This window comes from Pseudomonas sp. NBRC 111132, assembly GCF_001320565.1.
GTDB lineage: Bacteria > Pseudomonadota > Gammaproteobacteria > Pseudomonadales > Pseudomonadaceae > Aquipseudomonas > Aquipseudomonas putida_P.
In genome coordinates, this window is the sequence record NZ_BCBI01000026.1 from 59245 (window position 1) to 82855 (window position 23611).

The following is a 23611-nucleotide window of genomic DNA, read 5'->3' on the forward strand; positions in this document are numbered from 1 at the left end:
TTTTACTGTGCAAGAGCTGCTTGAGTCTGTAAAGCTACTGTCCACCAAAGAGCGCCAGGCCCTGGCAGCCTTGCTCAAGCAGCAGGGGGTGAACCTTTATGGCGTCACCCCGATCTTCAAGCGTGAGCCTGAAGCCTCCCTACCGCTGTCGTATGCCCAGCAGCGGCAGTGGTTTCTGTGGCAACTTGACCCTGGTGCACCGACGTACAACGTCCCGGCTGCGCTGCGTCTGCGCGGCCGCTTGGATGCCGAGGCTTTGCAGCGCAGTTTCCAAGCCTTGATCGCCCGCCACGAGACCCTGCGTACACTCTTCAGGGAAGAGGCGCAGGGTACCGTCCAGGTCATTCACCCCGAAATCACCTTGGTGCTCGACATCCTGATGCTGCAGAGCGCCGCTGAGCGTGACGTGCTGGAGCAGGTGCAGGCCGAGGCGCGTCGCCCATTCGACCTGCAGCAGGGGCCGCTGCTACGGGTCAAGTTGCTGCGCCTTGCGCAGGACGAGCATGTGCTGGTGGTGACAATGCATCACATCGTCTCCGATGGCTGGTCGATGCCACTGATGATCGACGAGCTGATGCAGCTGTATGCGGGATACAGCCAAGGTGAAGACGTGCAGCTGCCAACGTTGCCAGTGCAATATGCCGACTATGCGATCTGGCAGCGTCAGTGGATGGAAGCGGGTGAGCAAGAGCGCCAACTGGCGTACTGGAAGGCGCAGCTTGGCGATGACCAGCCGGTGCTTGAGTTGCCGACCGACCGCCCACGTGCTGCCGCCAATAGCCACCGTGGCGCCCGGCACGAGGTTCGGCTGCCGGACGCGTTGGTGCATTCACTCAAGCAGCTTGCCCAACAGCAGGGTGCGACCTTGTTCATGCTGCTGCTGGCCAGCTTCCAGACATTGTTGCACCGCTATAGCGGGCAGCCGGACATTCGCGTCGGGGTGCCGGTTGCCAACCGTAATCGGGTAGAAACCGAGCGGCTGATTGGCTTTTTCGTCAACACCCAAGTGTTGCGCGCTGAGTTCGATCTGCAGATGACCTTCAGCGAGTTGCTGGAGCAGGTCAAGCAGCGAGCGTTGGGGGCGCAAAGCCATCAGGACTTGCCCTTCGAGCAACTGGTCGAGGTTTTGCAACCAGAGCGTAGCCTGAGCCACAGCCCGCTGTTCCAGGTGATGTACAACCACCAGATGCAGGCCAAGGGCAAGCAACGCAGCGTGCAAGGGTTGCACGTGGAGGGGCTGAGCTGGGATCACGACACGGCCAAGTTCGACCTGACCCTGGATACCTTCGAATACGAACACAGCCTTGGCGCCGCGTTGAGCTACGCGGTCGACCTGTTCGATGCTGCCACCATCGAGCAGATGGCACGGCACTGGGTGAACCTGCTGGAGGCCATCGTTCGCCAGCCTGGGCAGCGGATCGTCGAGCTGCCGTTGATCGGCCAGCAGGAGCAGCAGCAGATCGAGCGCGCCTGGAACCCGGCGCTGGCCCACTACCCGGCAGAGCGGCCACTTCACCAACTGATCGAAGCCCAGGTCGAGGCCGCCCCAGATGCCGTGGCGCTGGTGTTCGGTGAGCGTTCCCTGAGTTACGCCGAGCTCAACCGCCGCGCCAATCAACTGGCACACAAACTACTGGAACTGGGCGCCGGGCCGGATGTGCTGGTTGGCCTGGCTGTGGAGCGCAGCCTGGAAATGGTCATCGGCCTGCTGGGCATACTCAAGGCTGGCGCTGCCTATGTGCCGTTGGACCCAGAGTATCCACAGGACCGTCTCAGCTACATGTTCCAGGACAGCGGCATTCATCTGTTGCTGACCCAGCAGCATTTGCGTGATGCGCTGCCAGTACCGGCAGGGGTGAAAACCCTTGTGCTGGATGGCCACGCCGGCCTCGCGGGCTACAGCGACGCCAACCCCGTGTGCCGAGTGACCCCAGACAACCTGGCCTATGTGATCTATACCTCCGGCTCAACCGGCAAGCCCAAAGGCACGCTGTTGCCACACCGCAATGTGGTACGCCTGTTTGCGGCCACCCAGCACTGGTTCAACTTCGATGCCAGCGATGTGTGGACGGTGTTCCATTCCTACGCCTTCGACTTCTCGGTGTGGGAGTTGTACGGCGCGTTGCTGTATGGCGGTAAGGCAATCATCGTACCCAAGGATGTGGCGCGCTCCAGTGAAGACTTCCACGCATTGCTGGTTCGCGAGCAGGTCACCGTACTCAACCAGACACCTTCTGCGTTCAAGCCGCTGATCCCGGTGGCCTGCGAGGCGATGAAAGCGGGGCAGGGCCTGGCCCTGCGGCACGTGGTGTTCGGTGGCGAAGCCCTGGAAGTGAGCAGCCTGAAGCCTTGGTTCGAGGTATTCGGCGACCGTCGGCCGCGCATGATCAACATGTATGGCATCACCGAAACCACCGTGCACGTGACGTATCGGCCGGTCACTTTCGAAGACTTGCACAAAGGTGCCAGCAGCCCGATTGGCGAGGTGATTCCCGACCTGTCGTGGTACTTGCTCGATGCAGCATTGAACCCGATTCTGCCGGGTTGCACGGGGGAAATGTTGATTGGCCAGGCGGGCCTGGCGCGTGGCTATCATGGCCGCCCCGGGCTGACAGCCGAGCGCTTCGTACCGAACCCGTTCGATGGCAATGGCGGGCGCCTGTACCGCTCGGGCGACCTGGCGCGTTACCGCAGCGATGGCGTCATCGAGTACATCGGGCGAATCGATCATCAAGTGAAGATTCGCGGTTTCCGTATCGAGCTGGGCGAGATCGAAGCACGCCTGATCGAACAACCAGCGGTACGGCAAGTGGCGGTGCTGGCGGTGGATGCCGCCAGTGGCAAGCAACTGGTGGGTTACGTGGTGCCAGTTGAGTCTGAGGTGCTGCAGGACACCGAGCAGCAGGCCAGGCTACGTGACAGCCTGCGAAGCGAACTGAAGGCAAGCCTGCCCGAGCATATGGTGCCCGCGCATTTGCTGTTCCTGGAGCAGCTGCCGCTGACCGGCAACGGCAAGCTCGACCGCAAGGCCTTGCCTGCGCCTGATGCGAGCTTGTTGCAGGGCGAGTACGTGGCACCGCAAACCGAGCTGGAACGAGAGATCGCGGCCATCTGGGCCGACGTGCTCAAGCTGGAAAGAGTGGGCCTTGCCGACAACTTCTTCGAGCTGGGCGGCGATTCGATCATGTCGCTGCAGGTGGTCAGCCGTGCTCGCCAGGTGGACATACAGTTCACGCCCAAAGACCTGTTCCAGCACCAGACCGTGCAAGGTTTGGCTGCGGTTGCTCGGCGTGAGGTGAGTACGTTGATCGACCAGGGACGGGTAGTGGGGAGCATGCCGCTGACGCCGATCCAGCACTGGTTCTTCGAGTCAGATATCGTCGAGCGCCACCACTGGAACCAATCGGTGATGCTGCAAACCAGCGAGGTGTTGGACGAACATCACCTACAAGCGGCCGTGCAGGCGTTGGTGGCGCACCATGATGCCTTGCGCTTGCAGTTTACCCAGGCGCATGGCCGCTGGCAGGCCGAGTTCGGCGATGCAGAGCACGCCCTGTTATGGCGTCGTACGGTGGTAGATTCCGAGGCGTTGACGCAGCTGGCTGACGAGGCGCAACGCAGCTTGAGTCTGACGCATGGGCCGCTGCTGCGCGCCGTTCTGGCCGATTTGCCAGGCGGCGGCCAGCGCTTGCTGCTGGTCATCCATCATCTGGTGGTGGACGGTGTGTCGTGGCGTGTGCTGCTGGAAGATCTGCAGCAGGCTTATGAGGCGCTGCGCGATGGGCAGCCGTTGAAACTGCAGCCCAAGACCACCTCGTTCAAGGCCTGGGCCGAGCAGCTGCAGGACTATGCAGCCAGCGCGCAGCTGCAAGCGGAACTGGGGTATTGGCAGGCGCAACTGCAAGGCGCCAGTGATGCCTTGCCGTGCGACCGCCCGCAAGGCAGCAACCTCGAACGCCATGCCGCCTCGGTCAGCACCCAGCTGGACCGCGAACTGACCCGACAACTGCTGCAGGAAGCGCCGGCCGCCTACCGAACGCAGATCAATGACTTGTTGCTGACAGCCCTGGCGCGAGTGATCAGCCGCTGGACCGGTCGTGCCGAGGTACTGGTACGCCTGGAAGGCCATGGCCGTGAAGACCTGTTCGAGGGCGGCGACCTGAGCCGCAGTGTGGGCTGGTTCACCAGCATGTACCCGGTCAGGCTCAGCCCACAGGCCGGGCTGGTCAACTCGCTCAAGACCATCAAGGAGCAGTTGCGCGCGGTACCCAACAAAGGCCTTGGCCATGGCCTGCTGCGCTACTTGGGTAGCCCTGAAGCGCAAGCGACCCTGGCGGCATTGCCACGGGGTGAGGTCGTGTTCAACTACCTCGGCCAGTTCGACGCCAGCTTCGACCAGCAGGCAGGGTTGTTCGTGCCGGCCAAGGAGTACGGCGGTGCCACCCAAGATGAAAGTGCCCCGTTGGGCAGCCTCTTGGCACTGAACGGGCAGGTGTACGGTGGGGAGCTGAAACTGGGTTGGCGCTTCAGCCGGGACATTTTCGATACAGCCACCATCCAGCACCTGGCCGACGATTATGCGCAAGAGCTGGCGCTACTGATCGATCATTGCCGCCAACCGCAGCACCGTGGCGTGACGCCTTCGGACTTCCCGTTGGCTGACCTTACCCAGGCGCAACTGGACAACCTGCCGATAGAGGCCGAACAGATAGCCGATGTGTACCCGCTGTCGCCGATGCAGCAGGGCATGTTGTTCCATACGCTTTACGAACAGCAGTCCGGCGACTACATCAACCAGTTGCGCGTGGATGTTCAGGGGCTGGACGTGGAACGCTTCCGCCAGGCCTGGCAGGCGGCGGTGGATAAGCACGCGATCCTGCGCAGTGGCTTTATCTGGCAGGGAGAGCTCGACCAGGCTGTGCAAGTGGTACACAAGCAGGTCGTGCAGGCCTTGGCCGAGCACGATTGGCGTGGTCAGCCAGCGTCGGAGCAGCTGCAACGTCTGGCCGAGAGCGACCGACAAACCGGCTTCGCGCTGGACCAGGTTCCGTTGCAGCGGCTGACCCTGGTGCGCACGGCAGATGACAGCCACCACCTGATCTATACCAACCATCACATCCTGATGGATGGCTGGAGCACTTCGCGCCTGCTGGGCGAGGTGTTGCAGCATTACGCCGGGCAGCAAGCAACGGCGCCGGCCGCACCTTATCGTGACTATATCGCCTGGCTCCAACGCCAGGACGCGGCAGCAGCCGAAGCGTTCTGGAAGGACCAACTGGCACCGCTGGAGGAGTCGACCCGGCTGGCTCAGGTAGTACGCCGAAGCACTGCGCCGCAGTCAGGCCAGGGTGAGCACTATCAGTTGTTCGACCACTCGACGACCCAGCGCATCGAAAATTTTGCACGTGCCAACCGGGTCACCGTCAATACCTTGGTGCAATCAGCCTGGTTGCTGCTGCTGCAACGCTATACCGGTCAATCTGCCGTTTGCTTTGGCGCCACTGTGGCTGGGCGTCCGGCGGATCTGCCAGGGGTGGAAGAACACATCGGCCTGTTCATCAATACCCTCCCAGTCGTCGGTGCGCCGCGCAGCGAACAGACCGTTGCCGAATGGGTTGCCCAGGTGCAAGCCTGCAACCTGGCCTTGCGTGACTTCGAGCATACCCCGTTGAATGAGGTACAACGCTGGGCCGGCTTGGGTGGCGAAGCGCTGTTCGACAGCTTGCTGGTGTTCGAGAACTACCCGGTTTCCCAGGCCTTGCAGGAAGGTGCACCCGATGGTTTGCGCTTTGGTCCGGTGGCCAACCTGGAGCAGACCAACTACCCGCTGACCCTGGCGGCCACCTTAAGTGACACCTTGGCCATTCAGTACAGTCACAACCGCGGCAGTTGGGACGACGAGGCTATCCAGCGTTTGGCCGAGCACTTCGGCAACCTGCTGCGGGCGCTGGTAAATGATGCCTCGGTGGCGATCGGCGAGCTGCCGATGCTGGGAGATGCAGAGCGCCAACTTTTGCTGCATGACTGGAACCAAAGCGAGGCAGTTAGCCCGTCGGGCCTGTGCGCTCACCAGTTGTTCCAGTTGCAGGCCCGAGAGCGTCCCGGTGCGACAGCGCTGGTGTTCGGCGAGCAACAGCTGACTTACCGAGAGTTGGACCTGCGCACCAATCGTCTGGCGCATCTGCTGACTGCGCACGGTGTTACCGCCAACAGCCTGGTTGGGGTTGCCGCCGAGCGTGGGTTGGCGCTGGCCGTGGCCTTGATTGCCATCCACAAAGCCGGGGCGGCATACGTCCCGCTGGATCCGGATTACCCGCAGGACCGCCTGACCTACCTGATCGAGGACAGTGGCATCGGCCTGCTGCTGGGTGACGCCGAGGCGATGGCGCGCATGCCGGTCCCTGCTGAGTTGCCATGTATCGAGCTACAGTCAGGTGAGGACTGGCTGCAAGACTGCAGTGAGCAGCCGCTGTCATGTGAGGTCTCGCTCGACAGCCTGGCCTATGTCATCTACACCTCCGGCTCCACGGGCATGCCGAAAGGGGTGGCCATTGCTCACCAGGCACTGTCAGTCTTCTGTGAAGTTGCCAGTGGTTATTCGCGACTGACGCCGGATGACCGGGTGCTACAGTTCGCCACGTTCAGTTTTGACGGGTTCATCGAGCAGTTCTTCCCGCCATTGTCACGGGGCGCCTGCGTGGTGATGCGCGATCAGCAGCTGTGGGACACAGACACATTCAGCACGCAGGTCATCCGCCACGGCATTACGGTGGCTGACTTGCCGGCAGCCTACTGGCGCTTGTTGGCGCTGGACCGTCGCGCTGCAGTTGCCTATGGCCAGCTGAAGCAGATTCATGTGGGGGGTGAGGCGGTGGCCCTGGACGGGTTGCAGGCCTGGCTGGAGGATGGGCCGGCGCAGGTGCGTCTGCTCAATACCTACGGCCCTACCGAGGCCACCGTGGTGGCGACCACGTACGATTGCTCACGGCTTGCGCAGGTGCCTGCGGCACATAGCGGTGTACCGATTGGCCGCGCGTTGGCCGGGCGTACCCTGCGTGCCTTGGACGACGGCCTGTTGCCTACACCGATTGGCGTGCCGGGTGAGTTGTACATCGGAGGTGACGGCTGCCTGGCACGCTGTTATCACCAGCGCCCGTCGTTGACGGCGGAGCGCTTCATCCCTGACCCGCTGGCCGAAACAGCGGGGGCTCGCTTGTACCGCACCGGCGATTTGGGTTACTTCGATGAGCAGGGTGAACTTGCCTACCGTGGTCGGGCCGACCATCAGGTGAAAGTTCGCGGTTTCCGCATCGAGCTGGGGGAAATCGAGCAGCACTTGCAGGCGCACCCACAGGTTCGCCAGGCTGTAGTGATCGTTGTCGACCACGCCGGCGTCAAGCAGCTGTGCGGCTATGTGGTCGCGGTTGACCAGGGCGCGGATCAGGCGGAGCTGCGGGCAACGCTGAAGCAGTCTCTGAAGGCCGGCTTGCCGGATTACATGGTGCCGACCTACCTGATGCTGCTCGCGCACATGCCCATGACGCCAAGTGGCAAGCTCGACCGCAAACGCCTCCCGGATATCGATCAGACGCAGTCGCAGGGCGAGCATGTGGCTCCGCGCAACGCGCTCGAGCGGCAGTTGGCGGATATCTGGGGTGCCGTATTGAAAGTGGCGCAAGTCGGGGTAACGGACAACTTCTTCGAGCTCGGTGGTGACTCGATCATTTCGATACAAGTGGTGAGTCGCGCGCGCCAGGCGGGTATCCGCTTCACACCCAAGCAATTGTTCCAGTATCAGACCGTTGAGCAATTGGCCGCTGTAGCCGAGGTGGGTGAGCAGGTTGCCGATGACCCGGTGACAAGTAGCCAACAACCTTCGCTGGCCGGCCTGACCCAGACGCAGTTGCAGCACTTGCCGGTGCCGGTGGCGCAGGTTGACGCTATCTACCCTCTGTCGCCGATGCAGCAAGGCATGTTGTTCTACAGCGACCAGGGAGGGGACGCTGCGCTCTATCTCAACCAGACATCGGTTGCGGTCGACGGCCTGGATATCGAACGCTTCACCCAGGCATGGAAGCAGGTGGTGGCGCGTCATGACATTCTGCGCACCAGCTTCTGGTCAGACGCGCAACTGGCACAGCCACTGCAAATCGTCCATCGCCATGTCGAGCTGCCGATCCGTGTGCTGGACTGGCGTGCGCGTGATGACCAGGCCGACGCTTTGCAGGCACTGGTCGATGCTGATGCCGAGCTGGCCTTCGACCTGTCGCAGGCACCGTTGATGCGGGTAACGCTGGTGCGCCTGGATGAACAGCGCATGCAACTGATCTGGACCCGCCATCACATCCTGATGGATGGCTGGAGCAACTCGCGGCTGTTGGGTGAAGTGTTCCAGGCTTATCACGGGCAAGCGCTGGATACCCTGGTACCGCGCTTCGGAGACTATATCCGCTGGCTCGAGGCGCAGCCCCAGGATGAGCTGGAGGCGTTCTGGACGCGCAAGCTTGGCAGCCTTGAAAGCTCGACCCTGCTGGAGCAGACGTTGCTGCCACGACCGGATGCCAACTTGCCTGGGCATGCCGCGCTGTACCTGTATTGGGATGCCAGGCGAACCGAGCGCCTGCGCGCCCAGGCTCAACGCTTGCGGGTAACGCCCAATACGCTGGTACAGGCTGCCTGGTTGCTGCTGCTGCAGCGCTATAGCGGGCAGCAGGCTGTCTGTTTTGGCGCCACCGTGGCTGGCCGGCCGGCGAATTTGCCGGGGGTGGACAACATGCTCGGTTTGTTCATCAACACACTGCCTGTCGTCCAGGCGCCTGCTGCACATTGGCGTGTCAACGACTGGTTGCAGCAACTGCAAGCCTACAACCTTGAGCTGCGTGACCATGAACATGCCACGCTGTCGAATGTTCAGCGCTGGGCGGGGCGCCCGGGGCAACCGTTGTTCGATAGCATTATCGTGTTCGAGAACTACCCGCTGGACGAACGCCTGAACGACAGTGGCGACAGTGCGTTGCAGTTTGGTGCTGTGAGCGAGCGCGGCGTCACCAACTATGCGATGGACCTGGCCGTGCACTTGAGCGAGACGCTTTCGGTAGAGTTCATGTACCTGCGTGGCAGCTTCAGCGAGGCCGCAGTGGCTGTTATCCGCGGCAGCTTCGAGCGGCTGCTCGAGGGCATGCTGGATAACCCGGATGCCACGCTGGGCAGCCTCGACATGCTGACACTGGAGCAGAGCCAGCAGGCCCGTCAGCGCAACACGCTGGCGGCAGCTACGACGCATGTTGCGCATCTGGCCCGGAGCATTGCCGAGCACGCTCGGTTGCGGCCTGACGCCCTGGCCGTCGTATGTGGTGATCAGCAGTTGAGCTATGCGCAACTCGACCAGCGCGCCAACCGCCTGGCGCACCATCTGATCGCCTTGGGCACCAAGCCGGAGAGTACGGTCGGTATTGCCCTGGAGCGTTCGGTCGAGGTGATCGTTGCCTTCCTTGCCGTGATGAAGACCGGTGCTGCCTATGTACCGCTGGACATTGATTATCCGCAGGACCGTTTGCAATGGATTGTCGAAGACTCGGCCATGCACCTGCTGCTGACCAACAGTGCCTTGAGCCAGCGTTTCGACACGGTTGGGCGAATCGTAGAGCTTGACCGCCTGGCGCTGGCGGGCCTGCCTGACGGTGTGCCACGCGCGCGGGTGGAAGATGACAACCTGGCGTACCTGATCTACACCTCGGGTTCGACTGGCAAGCCCAAGGGGGTGGCCGTCAGCCATGGGCAGATCCGCATGCACTGCCAAGCCATTGCCGAACTTTATGAGATGGACGAAAGCACCCGTGAGCTGCTGTTCATGTCATTCGCTTTCGACGGCGCGCAAGAGCGCTGGCTGTCGACGCTGTCGTCGGGTGGCTGCCTGGTGATCCGTGGCAATCGCCTGTGGACGGCAGAGGAAACCTGGCAGGTGCTGCATGAGCAACGCATCGATATCGCCTGCTTCCCTCCGGCGTATCTGCAGCAGTTGGCCGAGTTCGGCGAGAGCCAGCAACAGGTTGCACCGCCAGTGCGTATCTACTGCTTTGGTGGCGATGCGGTGCCCGATGCGTTGTTCGAGCTGGTCAAGCGCACGCTAAGGCCACAGTACCTGACCAACGGGTACGGGCCTACCGAGACGGTGGTGACACCCCTGCTGTGGAAGGTATCGGCCGATCAGTCCTGTCAGGCGGTGTATGCGCCGATTGGCGATCGTGTGGGCCTGCGGACCTTGCAGGTACTCGACCAGGACCTCAACCCGTTGCCTGATGGCGTGGCGGGTGAGCTCTATATCGGCGGTGAAGGGCTGGCGCGGGGGTATCACCAGCGTGCAGCGCTTACCGCCGAGCGTTTTGTCGCGGACCCGTTCGCGGAAGGCGCGCGTCTTTATCGCACTGGTGACCGCGTACGCCGCCGTGCCGATGGCACCTTGGACTTCATCGGCAGGCTGGACAACCAGTTGAAAATCCGCGGGTTCCGTATCGAGCCGGGCGAGATCGAGGCGCGCTTGCGCAACTTGGCCGATGTCCGTGATGCGGTTGTGGTGGCGCGTGAAGGCGCCACCGGCAAGCAGCTGGTGGGTTATGTGGTCAGTGGCAGCGAGAATACGAACCCGGCACAACTGCGTGAAGCCCTGCGTACCGAGCTGCCGGACTACATGGTCCCGGCGCAACTGGTGGTGCTGGAGGCGATGCCGTTGACGCCCAATGGCAAGGTCGACCGCAAGGCGCTGCCGGCGCCTGATTTTGCCGCGCATCGGCAGCACCGGGCACCGCGCAATGAAGCCGAGTTGGCCTTGGCGCACATCTGGCAAGACGTGCTGGGTGTTGAGTCGATTGGAGTCGACGACAACTTCTTCGAGCTGGGGGGGGATTCGCTTCGGGTGCTGAAAATGCTCTCCAAAGTGCGTGCGCACAGCGATTTGGCGCTGGATCTGAAGTTGCGTGACGTGATGGCCAAACCGACCATTGGTGAGCTGTCAGGTTATTCGGCGGATGAAGCCTGCCTGGATCCTGTGTTGTTGCTCAACACCCGCGTGGCCCATGCCACACCGTTGTTCTGCCTGCATGCAGGTTTCGGCACGGTATTCGATTATGAGCCGCTGGCGCGTCGCCTGGAGGGGCATTGCAGTGTTTATGGCGTGCAGTGCCGAATGCTGCTCGACCGCACGTGGCAAGATGAATCGTTGCAGGCGATGGCCATCGACTATGCCCAATACATCCGCCAGAAGCAGCCGGCAGGCCCATACCGCTTGGCAGGCTGGTCGTTGGGGGGAACCCTGGCGGTGCTGGTAACCAAGGAGCTGGAGCGTCAGGGCCAGACGGTAGCATTGCTCGGCCTGGTGGACAGCTTCGTGCCCTGTGCATTGCATATCGAGGTGGCCGAGGACTGGACGGAGGATTTGCAGGGCTTCCTCAGTGTATTGCTGGGTGTGCCAAAAGACCGCCTGGCAGTACCTGAGCTGGCCGTGGGGACGGACGTTTCGACGTTGCAGGGTGCCATCGAGGCCGTTCGTGCTGCGCAGGCCGAGCCATCGCTTTATGTCGATATCGACAGTTCGGAGCTGGCCCATACCTTTGCGGTGGCGATGCGTCTGAAAGCCTTGTCATTGAACCTGACCAGCCTGCCTCCCACCCAAGCCTTGGCGACATGCTGGTGGGCGGGCCGCAATGGCGACGCGGCCTGGGCTTTCGCAACGAAGGCAAGCCATGCAGTGGAGGCAGGGCACTACGACATTCTCAGGCAGCGTGAAGTTATCGACGGTCTGGCCATGCACTGGTTGAAAGAGGGCTCCATGGTCGAGTAACGGTCACTGTCAGGTTTACAGGGCACCATCACCTCTCGCCCCACGCCGACAGCACACAGGCTGTCGGCGTGGGGCGATGTCGTTTGCTCAGCGCGTAGACGTGACCTTGCTGTCCTGGGTAAACATGCGCAAGGGCAGCGCTTTAGGTGTGCGGCGGGAAGTTGAACGCAGTGACGGGGAGGTGACGCGGGGAGTGTGTGGCCAGACCCAGGACTTGCGTGGGTCTGGCCAGCGCGGCTCAGAAGTCGTAGCGCAGTGACACCGTAGCGTTGCGTGGTGCACCGTAGTGGCCATAACTGCCGGCCATGCCTGCATAGTACTTCTTGTCGAATACGTTGTTGACGTTAAGCGTGGCCGCCAGGTTCTGGTTGATGCGGTAGCGAGCCATCAGGCTGGTGACGAAGTAGTCATCCTGGGTGACGTGGCTGTTATAGCGCGCATATTGCAGTGTGGATTTGGAGTTCCAGTTCACGCCCCCACCCACAGTCAGCTTGTCCCATTCGCCTGGCAGGCGGTAGGTGTTCCAGAGGCGGAAGGTGTCCATTGGCAGTTGGGTGGTCAGCCTGTTGCCGTCAGCATCCTCGGTGCGGGAGTGGCTGTAGCCGGTGAAAACGTTCCAGCCAGGTAGCACTTCGCCCGAGAGTTCCAGATCCACGCCTTTGGTTTGCGCACCATCCACTGCTTTGTAGGCATTACCGCCGTTGGGTGCAGGTTCGGTGGTCTCTTCGGCGAAGTTATCCCTTTGTACCAGGTAGATGGCAACGTTGGCGTTCAAGCGGCCATCCAGGAATTCGCCTTTCCAGCCCATTTCGTAGTTCTTGCCGACTTCCGGGTCAAGTGGTTTGCCGCTGGCGTCGATATTGCTTTGTGGCTTGAAGATGTCGGTGTAGCTGACGTACACCGATTGCTCATGGGTCAGGTCATAGACCAACCCCGCATACGGCGTCACTACACCATGCTCTTTCATGTTGTAGGTGGTCGGCGCATCGGGGCTGTCGATGATGCCAAGGCTGTAGTCGAAGCGGTAGTCGGAAGCTCGCGCGCCCAGAATCAGATGCAGGTCATCGGTGAAGTTGAACCGCCCGGCTAGGTAGTAACCGCTTTGGCGGTTGAAAATGTCATATTTGATGCTTGGCGAAAGCTCGTCTTTACCGGGTTTTGGGGTCACGTTTTCCCACGTGAAGTAGTTGATATCCTGATCAGGCCCGGCGTATTCGCGATGTTTGTTCTCGTACTCAAGATAGTTGTAGCCAAAAATGAGTTCGTGACTTTGGCCAAACAGTTGAAACGGCCCTTGCAGGGAGGCGTCAACACCTTTTTGGTATTGATCCGCCGAGGCCACGCCAGCACTGATGGTTGTTGAGCCATCCGGTTCCAGGTATGACCTGTTGGTTCTTGTCGAAACGTAGGAAGAGAACGTATTGCGATCAACGTCCATGTACAGGGTCGAGACTTTCAACTGCCAGTCGTTGGCCAGTTGCTGTTCGAGCGTCATGGTGTAGTTGGTGGTTTCGTAGTCGTCATAACCCCAGCGAGCGTCGGAACTTTTCGAACGAGAAAAGTGGGTGGGCTGGCCGTTGGTGAAAATGAGTGGAACACCCGAGGCACCGTTGACCTTGTAAGTTTGCCGGTCAATGCCGAAGCGAACCAGGGTGGTGTCGGTCAGGTCGGCCTCCAGGGCACCGTACAGGATGCTGCGGTCCTGGGTGTACCAGTCCATGAACGTGTGGTTGTTTTGCTGCGCAGCGACAAAACGCCCGCGCACGTTGCCTTCCTTGGTCAGGGGACCAGAAACGTCAGCCTCGGCACGGTAGTAGTCCCAGGAGCCGATATCGCCCTGGATGTAGGACTTGAACTCGCGCGTCGGGCGCTTGCGGATCAGGTTGACCACCGCACTGGGGTCACCGGCACCCGTCATCAGGCCCGTTGCACCACGGACGATCTCCACTCGGTCATAAAGGGCCATGTCCAGCAAGGTGCTGGGCATGTTGCGAGTCTGGTTGTCCTGAAACGTGGTAACACCATCGAACTGGTACGTGTTGATGGCACTGCCACGAGAATAGATGTTGAAGCGCTCACCACCATCCTGGGACATGGTGATGCCAGGTGTCTGCTTCAGCACATCGGTCATGCTGCTCAGGTGCTGGTCATCCATTCGCTGGCGGGTCACCACAGTGATGGTCTGTGGCGTCTCGCGGATCGACAGGTTCATTTTGGTGGCTGTATTGGTCACACCCGTGGTGTAGGAACCAGTGCCTTCGGTAGTGGCGCCAAGGCCAGTGCTATTGACGTTGGTCGCCGAAAGCTCGACCTGACCGTCCTTTCCCGCCGAACTCGCCGTCACGGTCACGGTGTTGCCATCGATCTGATAACGCAGCCCGGTCCCCTGCAGCAGGGTGCGCAGCGAGGACTGCAGGTCATGCCGGCCCTTGAGCGCCGTGGAACGCAGCCCGCTGATGTCCTCCGGGCTATACAGCAATTGCATATCGGTCTGCTTGGCCAGTGCCTGCAACGCCGAATTCATCGACTGTGCCGGAATATCCAGGGTCCACTCCTGTGCCTGCACCTGGGCAACCAGCGCCGTGGACAGCGCCAGGCCCAGACCGACGCGAGACAACGCGTGCCGGGGGCGAAGGGAGTGACGGATCAGTAACGCTTTGGCAAGCGGGTTGAGCGGGCCGGGCAAGGACTTGGACATCTATTGCGGTCTCGTTGGCAGAGGGGTTTTTTTCTATGTCTGGTATGTGACGCAGCAACCGTGAAAAACCGGAACGATTCTTATTGACTGTATTTTTCACCACTGCTGCGTTAACCGCGTCACAACTTCACAATTCGCGTGCTACACGAAAACCGAGGAAGTCGCCGCGGGTGGTCTTGAGGCGGTCGTTGCGGTTGGCTGAGCGCGAGAAGATCGGCGGCTCGCCCCAGTCGTTGCCACGCATGTGCGCGCGGATGCACGTGGGGTCCTGGATCCAGGCACTGCCGTCGCTGGGGGCGCCTTCGTAGCTTTCGTGGTAGCAGTCGGCAACCCACTCGTAGACGTTGCCGTGCATGTCGTACATGCCGAAGGCATTGGCCGGGTAGCTGCCCACCGGCGCGGTGTAGGTGTAGCCGTCGCGGGGGCCGTAGGTGTTGGCGTGCTTGCTGATCTCATACTTGCCCGGCTCGTCGAAGGGGAAGGGGAACGGCCCGGTGGAACCACCGCGGGCGGCGTATTCGCGCTCGGCCTCGCTGACCATGCGGTAGGGTTTGCCGGTGGTCTTGGCCAGCCACTGGGCGTAGGCCTGCACTTCGTCGTAGTCGACGCACACCGCCGGCTGGCGGGGGCCTTGCTTGTAGGTCGGCTTGCTGGCCTCGCACCAGCGGCCGGGGCGGTCGTCACCGCTTTTGATGACGGTGCCGGTGGCCTTGATATAGGCATCCAGTTCGCCGGCGGTAACCTGGTAGCGGCTCATGGCGAACGGCTTGGCGAAGGTCACGGTGTGCAATGGGCCTTCGTCGGGCTGGCGGCCGACTTCGTCGTCGGGCGCACCCATCACGTAGCTGCCGGCGGGCAGCACGACCATTTCCGGGCAGTCCTTGCAGTCTTTGAACACGTCGCCGGGCTTGGCGGCGTGGGCGTAGGCGCTGACCAGCAGCAGGCAGGTGATCTGGGCTGGCCGGTAGAGCCAGGTGGATACGTTCATTGGTGATCCTCGAAACGGGTGAATGCGGGCTGCGTTTCGCATTCAGACGAGCCGGGGCGGTGGAAAATTAACCAGCACTGGCGCCGCACCTATACCGACGAGGTTGTCAGCCGTGAGTCGCCGGGCTATAGTCCAACCCATTGTTCTCTTCCCGAAGACCTGTTCATGCCAGCCAGCCCTTCCACCCCATGCTTTGCCATCGCGCCCGTCGCGGGCATGGTCGTGCGTGGTAGCCAGCAGCCGGTCATGATCAGTCATTACCCACCACCTGTCAGTGGCGTTGTAGGCGGCGTAGCTCCGCCTCCTTGCGTGGTCGTGCTGGGCTGATCGGCTTCTGGCCGCTCCCTTTCGCACACGCAACCTACTGAACACGGTCGGCTACTTCCCTCGCTGAAGCGCACGCCGTCCGTTTGGCTTATCTGCCTATATCAGGTGGCAATACATGTCTGTCTTTAACAAAGCATCCGTGGCCTCGGCGGCCACTACCAGCCTGTTCGTCCTGCTGTGGAGCAGCGGGGCGATCGTCTCCAAGCTGGGCCTGGCGCATGCCAGCCCGTTCGCCTTTCTGCTGTTGCGCTCGGCGCTGGCCCTGGCCGGCCTGTTGATGGTCAGCCCGCTGCTGGGGCTGCGCTGGCCGCGTACACGCGGGGGCATTCTGCGCGCCCTGGGTACTGGGTGTGTGCTGCTCGGCGCTTACCAGATCTTCTACTTGCTGGCGCTCAACACCCACGTCACCCCTGGCGTCATGGCCACGGTGATGGGGGTACAGCCGATTCTCACCGTGGTGCTGATGGAGCGTCAGCGCTCCTGGAGCCGCCTGTTCGGCCTGGGGTTGGGGCTGGGCGGCTTGATCATGGTGGTCTACCAGGGCATCAACCTGGGCGGGGTGTCGCTGGCGGGGATGCTGTTCGCCCTGCTGGCGCTGGTCAGCATGACCTTTGGCTCGATCCTGCAGAAGCGCATTACCGACAACCCCATGGGCACGCTGCCGCTGCAATACCTGGCGGGCTTCGCCATGTGCGCGCTGTTCGCACCGCTGCAGCCACTGCAGGTGGCGTGGACCGGCGGTTTTGTCGGTGCGCTGCTGTGGATGGGGCTGGTGGTTTCGCTGCTGGCGACCTTGCTGCTGTACCGCTTGATCGCCAAAGGCAACCTGGTCAACGTCACCAGCCTGTTCTACCTGGTGCCAGCGGTAACCGCGGTGATGGACTTCCTGATCTTCGGTAACCGCCTGGCACCGCTCAGCCTGCTGGGCATGGGGCTGATCGTGGTGGGCTTGCTGTTCGTGTTTCGCAAACCCGCCGCGCGCTTGGCAGAGGCGTAGGCCTTAGCGGAACTCTTCGGGGATGGCGTGGTGCAGTACGCCTTCCTCGAAGTCCAACAAGCCGGCCTCGCGCTGGGTGAGCAGGTAATAGAGCAGGGTGTCGAGCGAACGCTGCGGCGGGACCTCGACCGCCAGCATCTTCACTGCCTGCTCGGTTTCGCAGTTGCAGCCGAAGTCCTGCAAGGCGGCGCGCACCTGGTCGAGGGTTTCCGGTGGTTTGACGATCACCCGGAACACCGAGCTGCCGCTGCTGTGGCACAGCTCGGCGAACCAGGTCTCGCCTTGTTCTTCACGGGTAGCGATGACGTCACCCGGGGCGATGCCGTAGACATGGAAGGGAATGTTGTCGACGGCATAGCCACCTTCCACGGCCTTGGCCCACAGGCCCTCGACCGAGGCCGGTGGGTAGCCGTTTGCGTCCTGCTCCAGGCGGAACAGGACCTTCTTGTACGCGCTGCTCATCGTGTGCTCCGCCTCAACTGCGCGCCGGCCGCAGTACCAGCCACAGTGCCATGCCAATCAGCAAGCCGCCGTACAGGTGTGCCATCGACAGCGGCTCGTCCAGCAACCACGCCCCCCACAATACGCCGAATACCGGGATCAGGAAGGTCACGGTGCTGGCTTTGACCGGGCCGATTTCTTCGAGCAGGCGGAAGTACAGGATGTAGGCGAAGGCGGTGCACAGCAGGCCCAGGCCCAGCAACGACAGCCATACCTGCCAGCCGCCCCAGCTGGCGGGCGGCTGGCTGAGCGCGCTCCAGGCGAACACTGGGCTTAGCAGCAAGGTGGCGCCAAGCATGCTGCCCAGGGCCGACAGGCGGCTGTCCAGGCCGCTGACCCAGCGGCGCGCGAGGAACCCGGCAAAGCCATAGCAGGTGGTGGCCGCCAGGCAGGCGAGGGCGCCTTGCAGCAAGGCCATGTCCAGCGCTACCGGGCCGGCGCCGCTGAGGATGCCGACGCCAAACAGGCCCAAGAAGATGCCGCACAGCTTCGGCAGGGTCATGGGTTCACGGAAGAACAGCATGCCGATCAGCACGCCCATCAGCGGCGTGGTGGCATTGAAAATCGCCGAGTAACCGGCCGGCAATACCTGAGCGGCGACGGAATAGAAGGTGGCGGGGATACCGGAGTTGATCATGCCCAACACCAGGCAGGCGCCGAGCTTGCCCTGGAAGTCCCAGCGCACGCGGGCGGCGGCAACGATGGCGACCAAGCCGAGGCAGGCGATGGACACACGGAAGAACGCCGTCGGCACCGTGCCGAGTTCGGGGGCGATGATGCGCATGAACAGGAAGCTCGCCCCCCAGACGGCGGCAAGGGTCAGCAGGCGGGCTAGGGCGATGGGGCTCACGGCGGTCTCCGGGTACAGGGCAGGGGCGCGAGTGTACGTCAGGGGGCAGGGGGATTCTTGTGCTTTCTTGCGGTGCAATTCGGATCCCTCGAACAGGCCGGTGCTGGCGACACTCCCTCGAGAGTGCGGCTAAGCTGTCTATCTCACCCCGCACCGAGGTGTCCCGCATGACTCAGCACTGGCCTGCCGGCGAGATCGCCCGGATGATCCTCGATGGCTTCGACGACTATCGCGAGCACTTCCGCCGCATCACCCTCGGCGCGCGCGAGCGCTTCGAACAGGCGCGTTGGCAAGATATCCAGCGGGCCGCCGCTGCACGGATCAACCTGTACGAACAGAAGGTCGGCGAGGTCAATGGCTGGTTGCGTGATGCATTCGATGATGAGGTGCTGCTGGAGGTGGAGCAGTGGCCTCTGGTGAAAAGTGCCTACATCCGCCTGATCGACCCACGGCTGGACGATGAACTGTCGGAGACCTGGTACAACTCGTTGTTCTGCAGTTTGTTCAGCCATGACCAGATCAGCGACGGCTGCATGTTCATCCACACCACCCGGCCATCGATCCGCAGCCACCAGCGCGCTGCGCAAACCCGTACCTATTGCCTTGATGCCAGCCTCCAGAGCCTGTTGCGGGCAATCTTCGCTGACTATGCGTTCGCTTATGGCGACCTTGAAAGCGACGTGTCACGGCTTGAAGCGCAACTGCGTGAACACCTGCCGGACTGGGTATGCAAGGACTCGACGCTGACGGTTGAGCTGTTTTCGCCTGTGCTGTACCGCAACAAGGGGGCCTACCTGGTCGGCAGGCTGTACAACAGCGATGAGCAGTGGCCGCTGGTGATCCCGCTGCTGCACCGCGAAGGCCATGGGGTGGAGGCCGATGCGTTGATCACCGACGAGGCCGAGGTGTCGATCATCTTTTCCTTCACCCGCTCGTACTTCATGGTCGATGTGCCGGTGCCGGCGGAGTTCGTCAACTTTCTCAAGCGTATCCTGCCGGGCAAGCATATTGCCGAGCTGTACACGTCGATCGGTTTCTACAAGCACGGCAAGTCGGAGTTCTATCGGGCGTTGATCAACCACCTGGCCAACAGCGATGACCGTTTCATCATGGCGCCGGGGGTGCGTGGCATGGTCATGAGCGTATTCACCCTGCCGGGCTTCAATACGGTGTTCAAGATCATCAAGGACCGTTTTTCGCCGTCGAAAACAGTCGACCGGGCCACGGTGATCGACAAGTACCGGCTGGTGAAAAGCGTCGACCGAGTGGGGCGCATGGCAGATACCCAGGAGTTTGCCGATTTTCGCTTCCCACGTGACAAATTCGAGCCGGAGTGCCTGGCCGAACTGCTCGAGGTAGCACCGTCGACGGTGGTGCTGGAGGGCGACACGGTGCTGATCCGACATTGCTGGACCGAGCGGCGCATGACGCCGCTGAACCTGTACCTTGAGCATGCCAGCGAGGGCCAGGTGCTGGAGGCGCTGGAGGATTATGGCCTGGCCATCAAGCAGTTGGCGGCGGCGAACATCTTCCCCGGCGACATGTTGCTGAAGAACTTCGGCGTTACCCGCCATGGCCGGGTGGTGTTCTACGACTATGACGAAATCAGCTTTTTGACCGAGGTGAATTTCCGCCACATCCCGCCGCCGCGTTACCCGGAGGACGAAATGTCGGGCGAGCCGTGGTACTCGATCGGGCCCCATGACGTGTTCCCCGAGGAGTTTCCGCCGTTTCTGTTTGCCGATATGGGCCAGCGGCGGCTGTTCAGCCGTTTGCATGGTGAACTGTATGACGCGGATTACTGGAAGGGGCTGCAGGCGGCGATACGCGAGGGGAAGGTGATCGATGTGTTTCCCTATCGGCGCAAGGGGCGTTAGGCCTCAGCGAGCGTTGGTCCGCCGAGACCTGGGGTGTTGTTACAGCAGCCTGAGTACGAGGTTGGCACCGGCCCGCAGGTACTCGACCTGGGCCATCAATGCATCGCGGACAATCGCTTCGCCAGTATCCGTGAGTTTGGCGTTCTTGGCCTGTAGCGCTGTCAACTGCAGCAGTTGCATGGTGACGTCCATGGAGTTCATGTAGGCTTTCAGCGTGCTGTTGCGTGTGCCGAACAAGCCAATGAGGTTTTCCATGCGTTTGTCCGCTTCTTCGCGGACCTGCTGGTATTCTTCTATTGATATCACACCGTCTGACGCTATGGTCTTCAACAGTTCTTCAAGCGTGCCTGAAATGAAAGGGTTGAACTCTTTTTTGATTGTCGATTCAGCGTTCATGCACCTGATCCTCGCGATAATGGTAGGGGCATGGCCTGGGTTTCAGGCCAAGCCGACAGCGTGCATGAGCCGATCCAATGCTTGTGTTAGATAGCTGCCACACCGCTACCGCATCAAGGTGATAGCTCAGGCGGGTGCACCTTTCAGGCACTTCAAATCACTGAAATCGGTACGTACTTTGCCCAACCGCTCCTGTAAGAACCGCCGCTGCTGCGGGGTGCTTTGCTGCACCAGATCCACCAGCAAGCTGCGCGCCTGCCGCTCGGTGTTCTGATAGGCCGCCTGGTATTCGGGTGTCCACAAACTCTCCTTGTGCTGCAACAAGGTCGCCAGGCGCGGCTCGAAGCTCGCGTCGTTGCGTTGGTTCATCGCCAACAGCAATTGCTGCTGCCAGTGGGCCCGGTTGGCGATCCATTCTCGGTTCTGATCGCCCAGCGCTTCGGACCAGGCCCGCACACGTTGTTTTTGCACCGGGGTCAGCTCGCCAAACCACGGTGTCAGGCGTTTTTCCATACGTTCGGTACGGCGGGCGATCTGCTTCGGCAGAGGGGTATCCACGTATTGCTTCTGCCGCTCACTGATGTCGTCGCGGAAGGCCGCGCGCATCTCCGCTACCTGGCTGTCGCTCATACCACGCAGCAACTCGGTGGCCGAAGGGGTGATTTCCTCGGCCACCCGGCCAATCGCTTCGCGGGCCTCGCGGGTGCGTTGCTGCAGGGCCTGGTCGGTAACCTGGTCGTCGGCGACCATGCCGCGTATCCGGTCCAGCCAGTCGAGGTAGCCGGGCAGCTGAGTCTTGCAATGCCAGGCCAGGTGCTCCTTGAGCCGGTCGTCGAGCAAAGCCTTCTGCTCGCGGTTCATGTCCAGGTAATCACCCAGCGACCATGGCACCAGGCGGTCGAGGTTGCGGTAGGCCAGGTCGATACGGCTGCAGGCGGCCAGGGCCGCAGCGAAGCCGATGGTGATGAGCAGGGCTTTGGACAGGCGTAGGGGCATGTGCTGTTCCTTGCATTGGCAACCAATCGGTAGAGGTAAGGGTAGCCGCAGGGTTCCACCGTATCGTTGCAATGGCGGTTTCCTTCCATCGGCAATCTCACTATTATTGCGACTAATTCTTATCCGCATCGTTACAAGGATGATTGCGTGTACAAGGTCCCGCCTGCACCGCACGATGACATGCACTGCCTGTACCGCGACCACAGCGGCTGGCTGCAAGGCTGGCTGCGCCGGCGTCTGGGCGATCGCGAGCGGGCGGCGGACCTGACCCATGACACGTTCCTGCGCCTGATCGCCAGCACGGTGGCCCACCCGCTGCGCGAGCCGCGTCATTTTCTGGCGACGGTGGCCAAGCGGGTGATGGTCGACCATTTGCGCCGGCGCTCGCTGGAGCAGGCCTATCTGGAAGCCTTGGCGCTGGAGCCAGAACTGGTTGAGGCGTCACCCGAGCAACGGGTGCTGCTGCTGGAAACGCTGTTGCAACTCGATGCCATGCTCGATGGCTTGAACCACAAGGTGCGCCAGGCGCTGTTTCTTTCCCACCTCGAAGGCTTGAGCTACGCCGAAATTGCCGAACGCCTTGGGGTGTCTGTCAGTTCGGTGACCAAATACATCGCCAAGGCCACCGAGCAGTGCCTGCTGTTTGCGCTGGATGCCGAACTGTGAGCCCGGCGCAGCAACGCCAGGCCCTGCGTGATGCGGCGCAGTGGCATGCCCGCTTGAGTGCCGGGGCGGACTATCAGACGCTGTACCAGCGTTGGCAGGCCTGGCATCAGGGCGACCCGATTCATCAGTGGGCCTGGCAGCGCCTGGAGGCCTTTCATGCCGAGTTGAGCAGCGTGCCGTCGACTGTGGCACAACGAACGTTGGCGGTGGAACAGCCGTTGACTGGCCGGCGCACTGTGCTCAAGGGCCTGGTGCTAGGCCTTGGCGTGTCGGGCCTGGCCTGGACCGGCTACCGCCAGACGCCACTGTGGCTGGCCGATGTACGCACCGCTACGGGGGAACGGCGCCAGCTGCGGTTGGAGGATGGCACACAGCTCACGCTTAACACGGCCAGTGCCGTGGACATCCGCTATGACCACCAGCAGCGGCTGATCATCCTGCGCGCTGGAGAAATCATGGTGACCACGGCCAAGGATGCACGGCCACTCAGCGTGCGCAGCCAGCAGGGCGAGATGCGTGCGCTGGGCACGCACTTTGTCGTGCGCCAGTTGGACGGGCAGACCGAACTGGACGTGCTGGAACATGCCGTTGCCGTGCGTAACCGCCCAGAGACCGAGCCGTTGCGGGTGGAGGCGGGCATGAGCCTGCGCTTTGGTTCCGGGCCACTGCCTGCGCCACAAGTGCTCGACCCCAATCGGGATGAGTGGGTGAATGGCCGGCTGGTGATCGACAACTGGCCGCTGGGCCAGGTGCTGGATGAGTTGCAGCGCTATCGCCCCGGCTTTATCGAGTGTGCCAAGGAGGTTGCCCATCTACGCCTGTCTGGGGCCTTCCCGCTGGACGATACCGCGCGCGCGTTGCAGGCGATTGCCCAGGCGCTGCCGGTGCGGATCGAGACCCGCACGCGATTCTGGGTGAGGGTGCGGCCTTTGGCCTGAAACTGTCATTGGGGCAGCAGATCGTTTTTAAAAATATTTCTCGTTTGCATTGTCGGTTTTCCAATTTCACACGACCCCTCCTGCAAACCGCCACCACAGGCCTTTGAAGGAGCCCCTCATGCCACGCCGCGTTACCCCTCACTGCTACCCCAGAAAACCCCTCGTCGTTGCCATGTTCAGTGCCGCCTTGCTGCTGCAGGCCACGGTGATTCATCCGCTGAGTGCGGCAGGGCAGGCCCGTGCCGTCGAAGCCACTCGCAGCTATGCCATTGCCAGCGGGCCATTGGGCGCGGTGCTCAGCCGCTTTGCCAGCGATGCCGGGGTGGTGCTGTCGTTCGAGGCCGAGCTGACCCAGGGTAAGCACAGTACGGGTTTGCAGGGGACATACAGTGTCGACCAAGGGTTTGCCCGGTTGCTGGCAGGGAGCGATCTACAGGTGATGGCCGCCAGCAATGGAAATTACCTGCTTTTGCCGCGTACGAAGGATGGCGCACTCGAGCTGGGCGCAACCAGCATCAATGCCTCGGGCCTGGGGGCTACG

The 23611-nt window shown here is 62.0% G+C and carries 13 protein-coding genes; 7 read left to right on the forward strand and 6 right to left on the reverse strand.

The window, feature by feature from the left end:
• Window positions 1-7: 7 nt before the first annotated feature.
• Window positions 8-11836, forward strand: coding sequence for a non-ribosomal peptide synthetase (locus tag APH35_RS14440; protein WP_060515017.1), 11829 nt, complete (start codon window positions 8-10; stop codon window positions 11834-11836).
• A gap of 238 nt (window positions 11837-12074) precedes the next feature.
• On the opposite strand, the gene APH35_RS14445 is transcribed toward APH35_RS14440, so the two are convergent.
• Both APH35_RS14445 and pvdO read right to left on the reverse strand, forming a co-directional pair.
• Entirely contained in the window at window positions 12075-14534 is a 2460-nt protein-coding gene (locus APH35_RS14445; RefSeq protein WP_012273655.1) for a TonB-dependent siderophore receptor, read from the reverse strand.
• A gap of 127 nt (window positions 14535-14661) precedes the next feature.
• The gene (gene pvdO / locus APH35_RS14450; RefSeq protein WP_012273654.1) at window positions 14662-15522 is read right to left on the reverse strand and encodes a dihydropyoverdine dehydrogenase; all 861 of its coding nucleotides are present in this window, start codon (window positions 15520-15522) and stop codon (window positions 14662-14664) included.
• Between the two features lie 165 nt (window positions 15523-15687).
• Here pvdO and APH35_RS29040 point away from each other — a divergent pair, with 165 nt between their 5' ends.
• Window positions 15688-15849 carry a hypothetical protein gene (locus APH35_RS29040; RefSeq protein ID WP_171577262.1) on the forward strand — a complete coding sequence of 54 codons (162 nt, stop codon included), beginning with the start codon at window positions 15688-15690 and terminating at the stop codon, window positions 15847-15849.
• 115 nt (window positions 15850-15964) lie between these two features.
• Window positions 15965-16846 (forward strand): DMT family transporter, encoded by an 882-nt coding sequence (locus tag APH35_RS14455; protein WP_012273653.1) that lies wholly within the window; start codon window positions 15965-15967, stop codon window positions 16844-16846.
• Window positions 16847-16849: 3 nt separating this feature from the next.
• Here APH35_RS14455 and APH35_RS14460 read toward each other — a convergent pair whose 3' ends face one another.
• Both APH35_RS14460 and APH35_RS14465 read right to left on the reverse strand, forming a co-directional pair.
• Window positions 16850-17308, reverse strand: a complete 459-nt coding sequence (locus APH35_RS14460) for a DUF4265 domain-containing protein (RefSeq protein WP_012273652.1) — start codon at window positions 17306-17308, stop codon at window positions 16850-16852.
• Window positions 17309-17321: 13 nt separating this feature from the next.
• Complete coding sequence (locus tag APH35_RS14465) at window positions 17322-18197, reverse strand: DMT family transporter (RefSeq protein WP_041166558.1); 876 nt, start codon at window positions 18195-18197, stop codon at window positions 17322-17324.
• 167 nt (window positions 18198-18364) lie between these two features.
• Here APH35_RS14465 and aceK point away from each other — a divergent pair, with 167 nt between their 5' ends.
• The gene (aceK, locus tag APH35_RS14470; protein WP_012273650.1) at window positions 18365-20074 is read left to right on the forward strand and encodes a bifunctional isocitrate dehydrogenase kinase/phosphatase; all 1710 of its coding nucleotides are present in this window, start codon (window positions 18365-18367) and stop codon (window positions 20072-20074) included.
• Window positions 20075-20113: 39 nt separating this feature from the next.
• On the opposite strand, the gene APH35_RS14475 is transcribed toward aceK, so the two are convergent.
• Both APH35_RS14475 and APH35_RS14480 read right to left on the reverse strand, forming a co-directional pair.
• On the reverse strand, window positions 20114-20470 hold the full coding sequence (locus tag APH35_RS14475; protein ID WP_060515018.1) for a hypothetical protein: 357 nt from the start codon (window positions 20468-20470) through the stop codon (window positions 20114-20116).
• Window positions 20471-20596: 126 nt separating this feature from the next.
• Window positions 20597-21466, reverse strand: coding sequence for a DUF6279 family lipoprotein (locus tag APH35_RS14480; RefSeq protein ID WP_012273648.1), 870 nt, complete (start codon window positions 21464-21466; stop codon window positions 20597-20599).
• Between the two features lie 147 nt (window positions 21467-21613).
• On the opposite strand from APH35_RS14480, the gene APH35_RS14485 reads away from it, so the two are divergent.
• The 3 genes from APH35_RS14485 to APH35_RS14495 all read left to right on the forward strand — a co-directional run.
• Window positions 21614-22132: a sigma-70 family RNA polymerase sigma factor gene (locus APH35_RS14485; protein ID WP_305728966.1), complete on the forward strand. Its 519-nt coding sequence runs from the start codon at window positions 21614-21616 to the stop codon at window positions 22130-22132.
• A complete protein-coding gene (locus tag APH35_RS14490) occupies window positions 22129-23070 on the forward strand; it encodes a FecR domain-containing protein (protein ID WP_060515019.1) in 942 nt (313 codons plus the stop codon). The genes APH35_RS14485 and APH35_RS14490 overlap by 4 nt, the downstream gene beginning before the upstream one ends.
• A 118-nt stretch (window positions 23071-23188) precedes the next feature.
• The coding region (locus APH35_RS14495) for an STN domain-containing protein (RefSeq protein ID WP_177335374.1) at window positions 23189-23611 on the forward strand (423 nt) is incomplete at its 3' end.

What these genes read in the sequence shown, in the direction of transcription:
- APH35_RS14475 (WP_060515018.1), bottom strand. Translation starts at nt 20,470, where the DNA reads ATGAACGCTGAATCGACAATCAAAAAAGAGTTCAACCCTTTCATTTCA.
- pvdO (WP_012273654.1), bottom strand. Translation starts at nt 15,522, where the DNA reads ATGAACGTATCCACCTGGCTCTACCGGCCAGCCCAGATCACCTGCCTG.
- APH35_RS14455 (WP_012273653.1), top strand. Translation starts at nt 15,965, where the DNA reads ATGTCTGTCTTTAACAAAGCATCCGTGGCCTCGGCGGCCACTACCAGC.
- APH35_RS14480 (WP_012273648.1), bottom strand. Translation starts at nt 21,466, where the DNA reads ATGCCCCTACGCCTGTCCAAAGCCCTGCTCATCACCATCGGCTTCGCT.
- APH35_RS29040 (WP_171577262.1), top strand. Translation starts at nt 15,688, where the DNA reads ATGCCAGCCAGCCCTTCCACCCCATGCTTTGCCATCGCGCCCGTCGCG.
- APH35_RS14460 (WP_012273652.1), bottom strand. Translation starts at nt 17,308, where the DNA reads ATGAGCAGCGCGTACAAGAAGGTCCTGTTCCGCCTGGAGCAGGACGCA.
- aceK (WP_012273650.1), top strand. Translation starts at nt 18,365, where the DNA reads ATGACTCAGCACTGGCCTGCCGGCGAGATCGCCCGGATGATCCTCGAT.
- APH35_RS14445 (WP_012273655.1), bottom strand. Translation starts at nt 14,534, where the DNA reads ATGTCCAAGTCCTTGCCCGGCCCGCTCAACCCGCTTGCCAAAGCGTTA.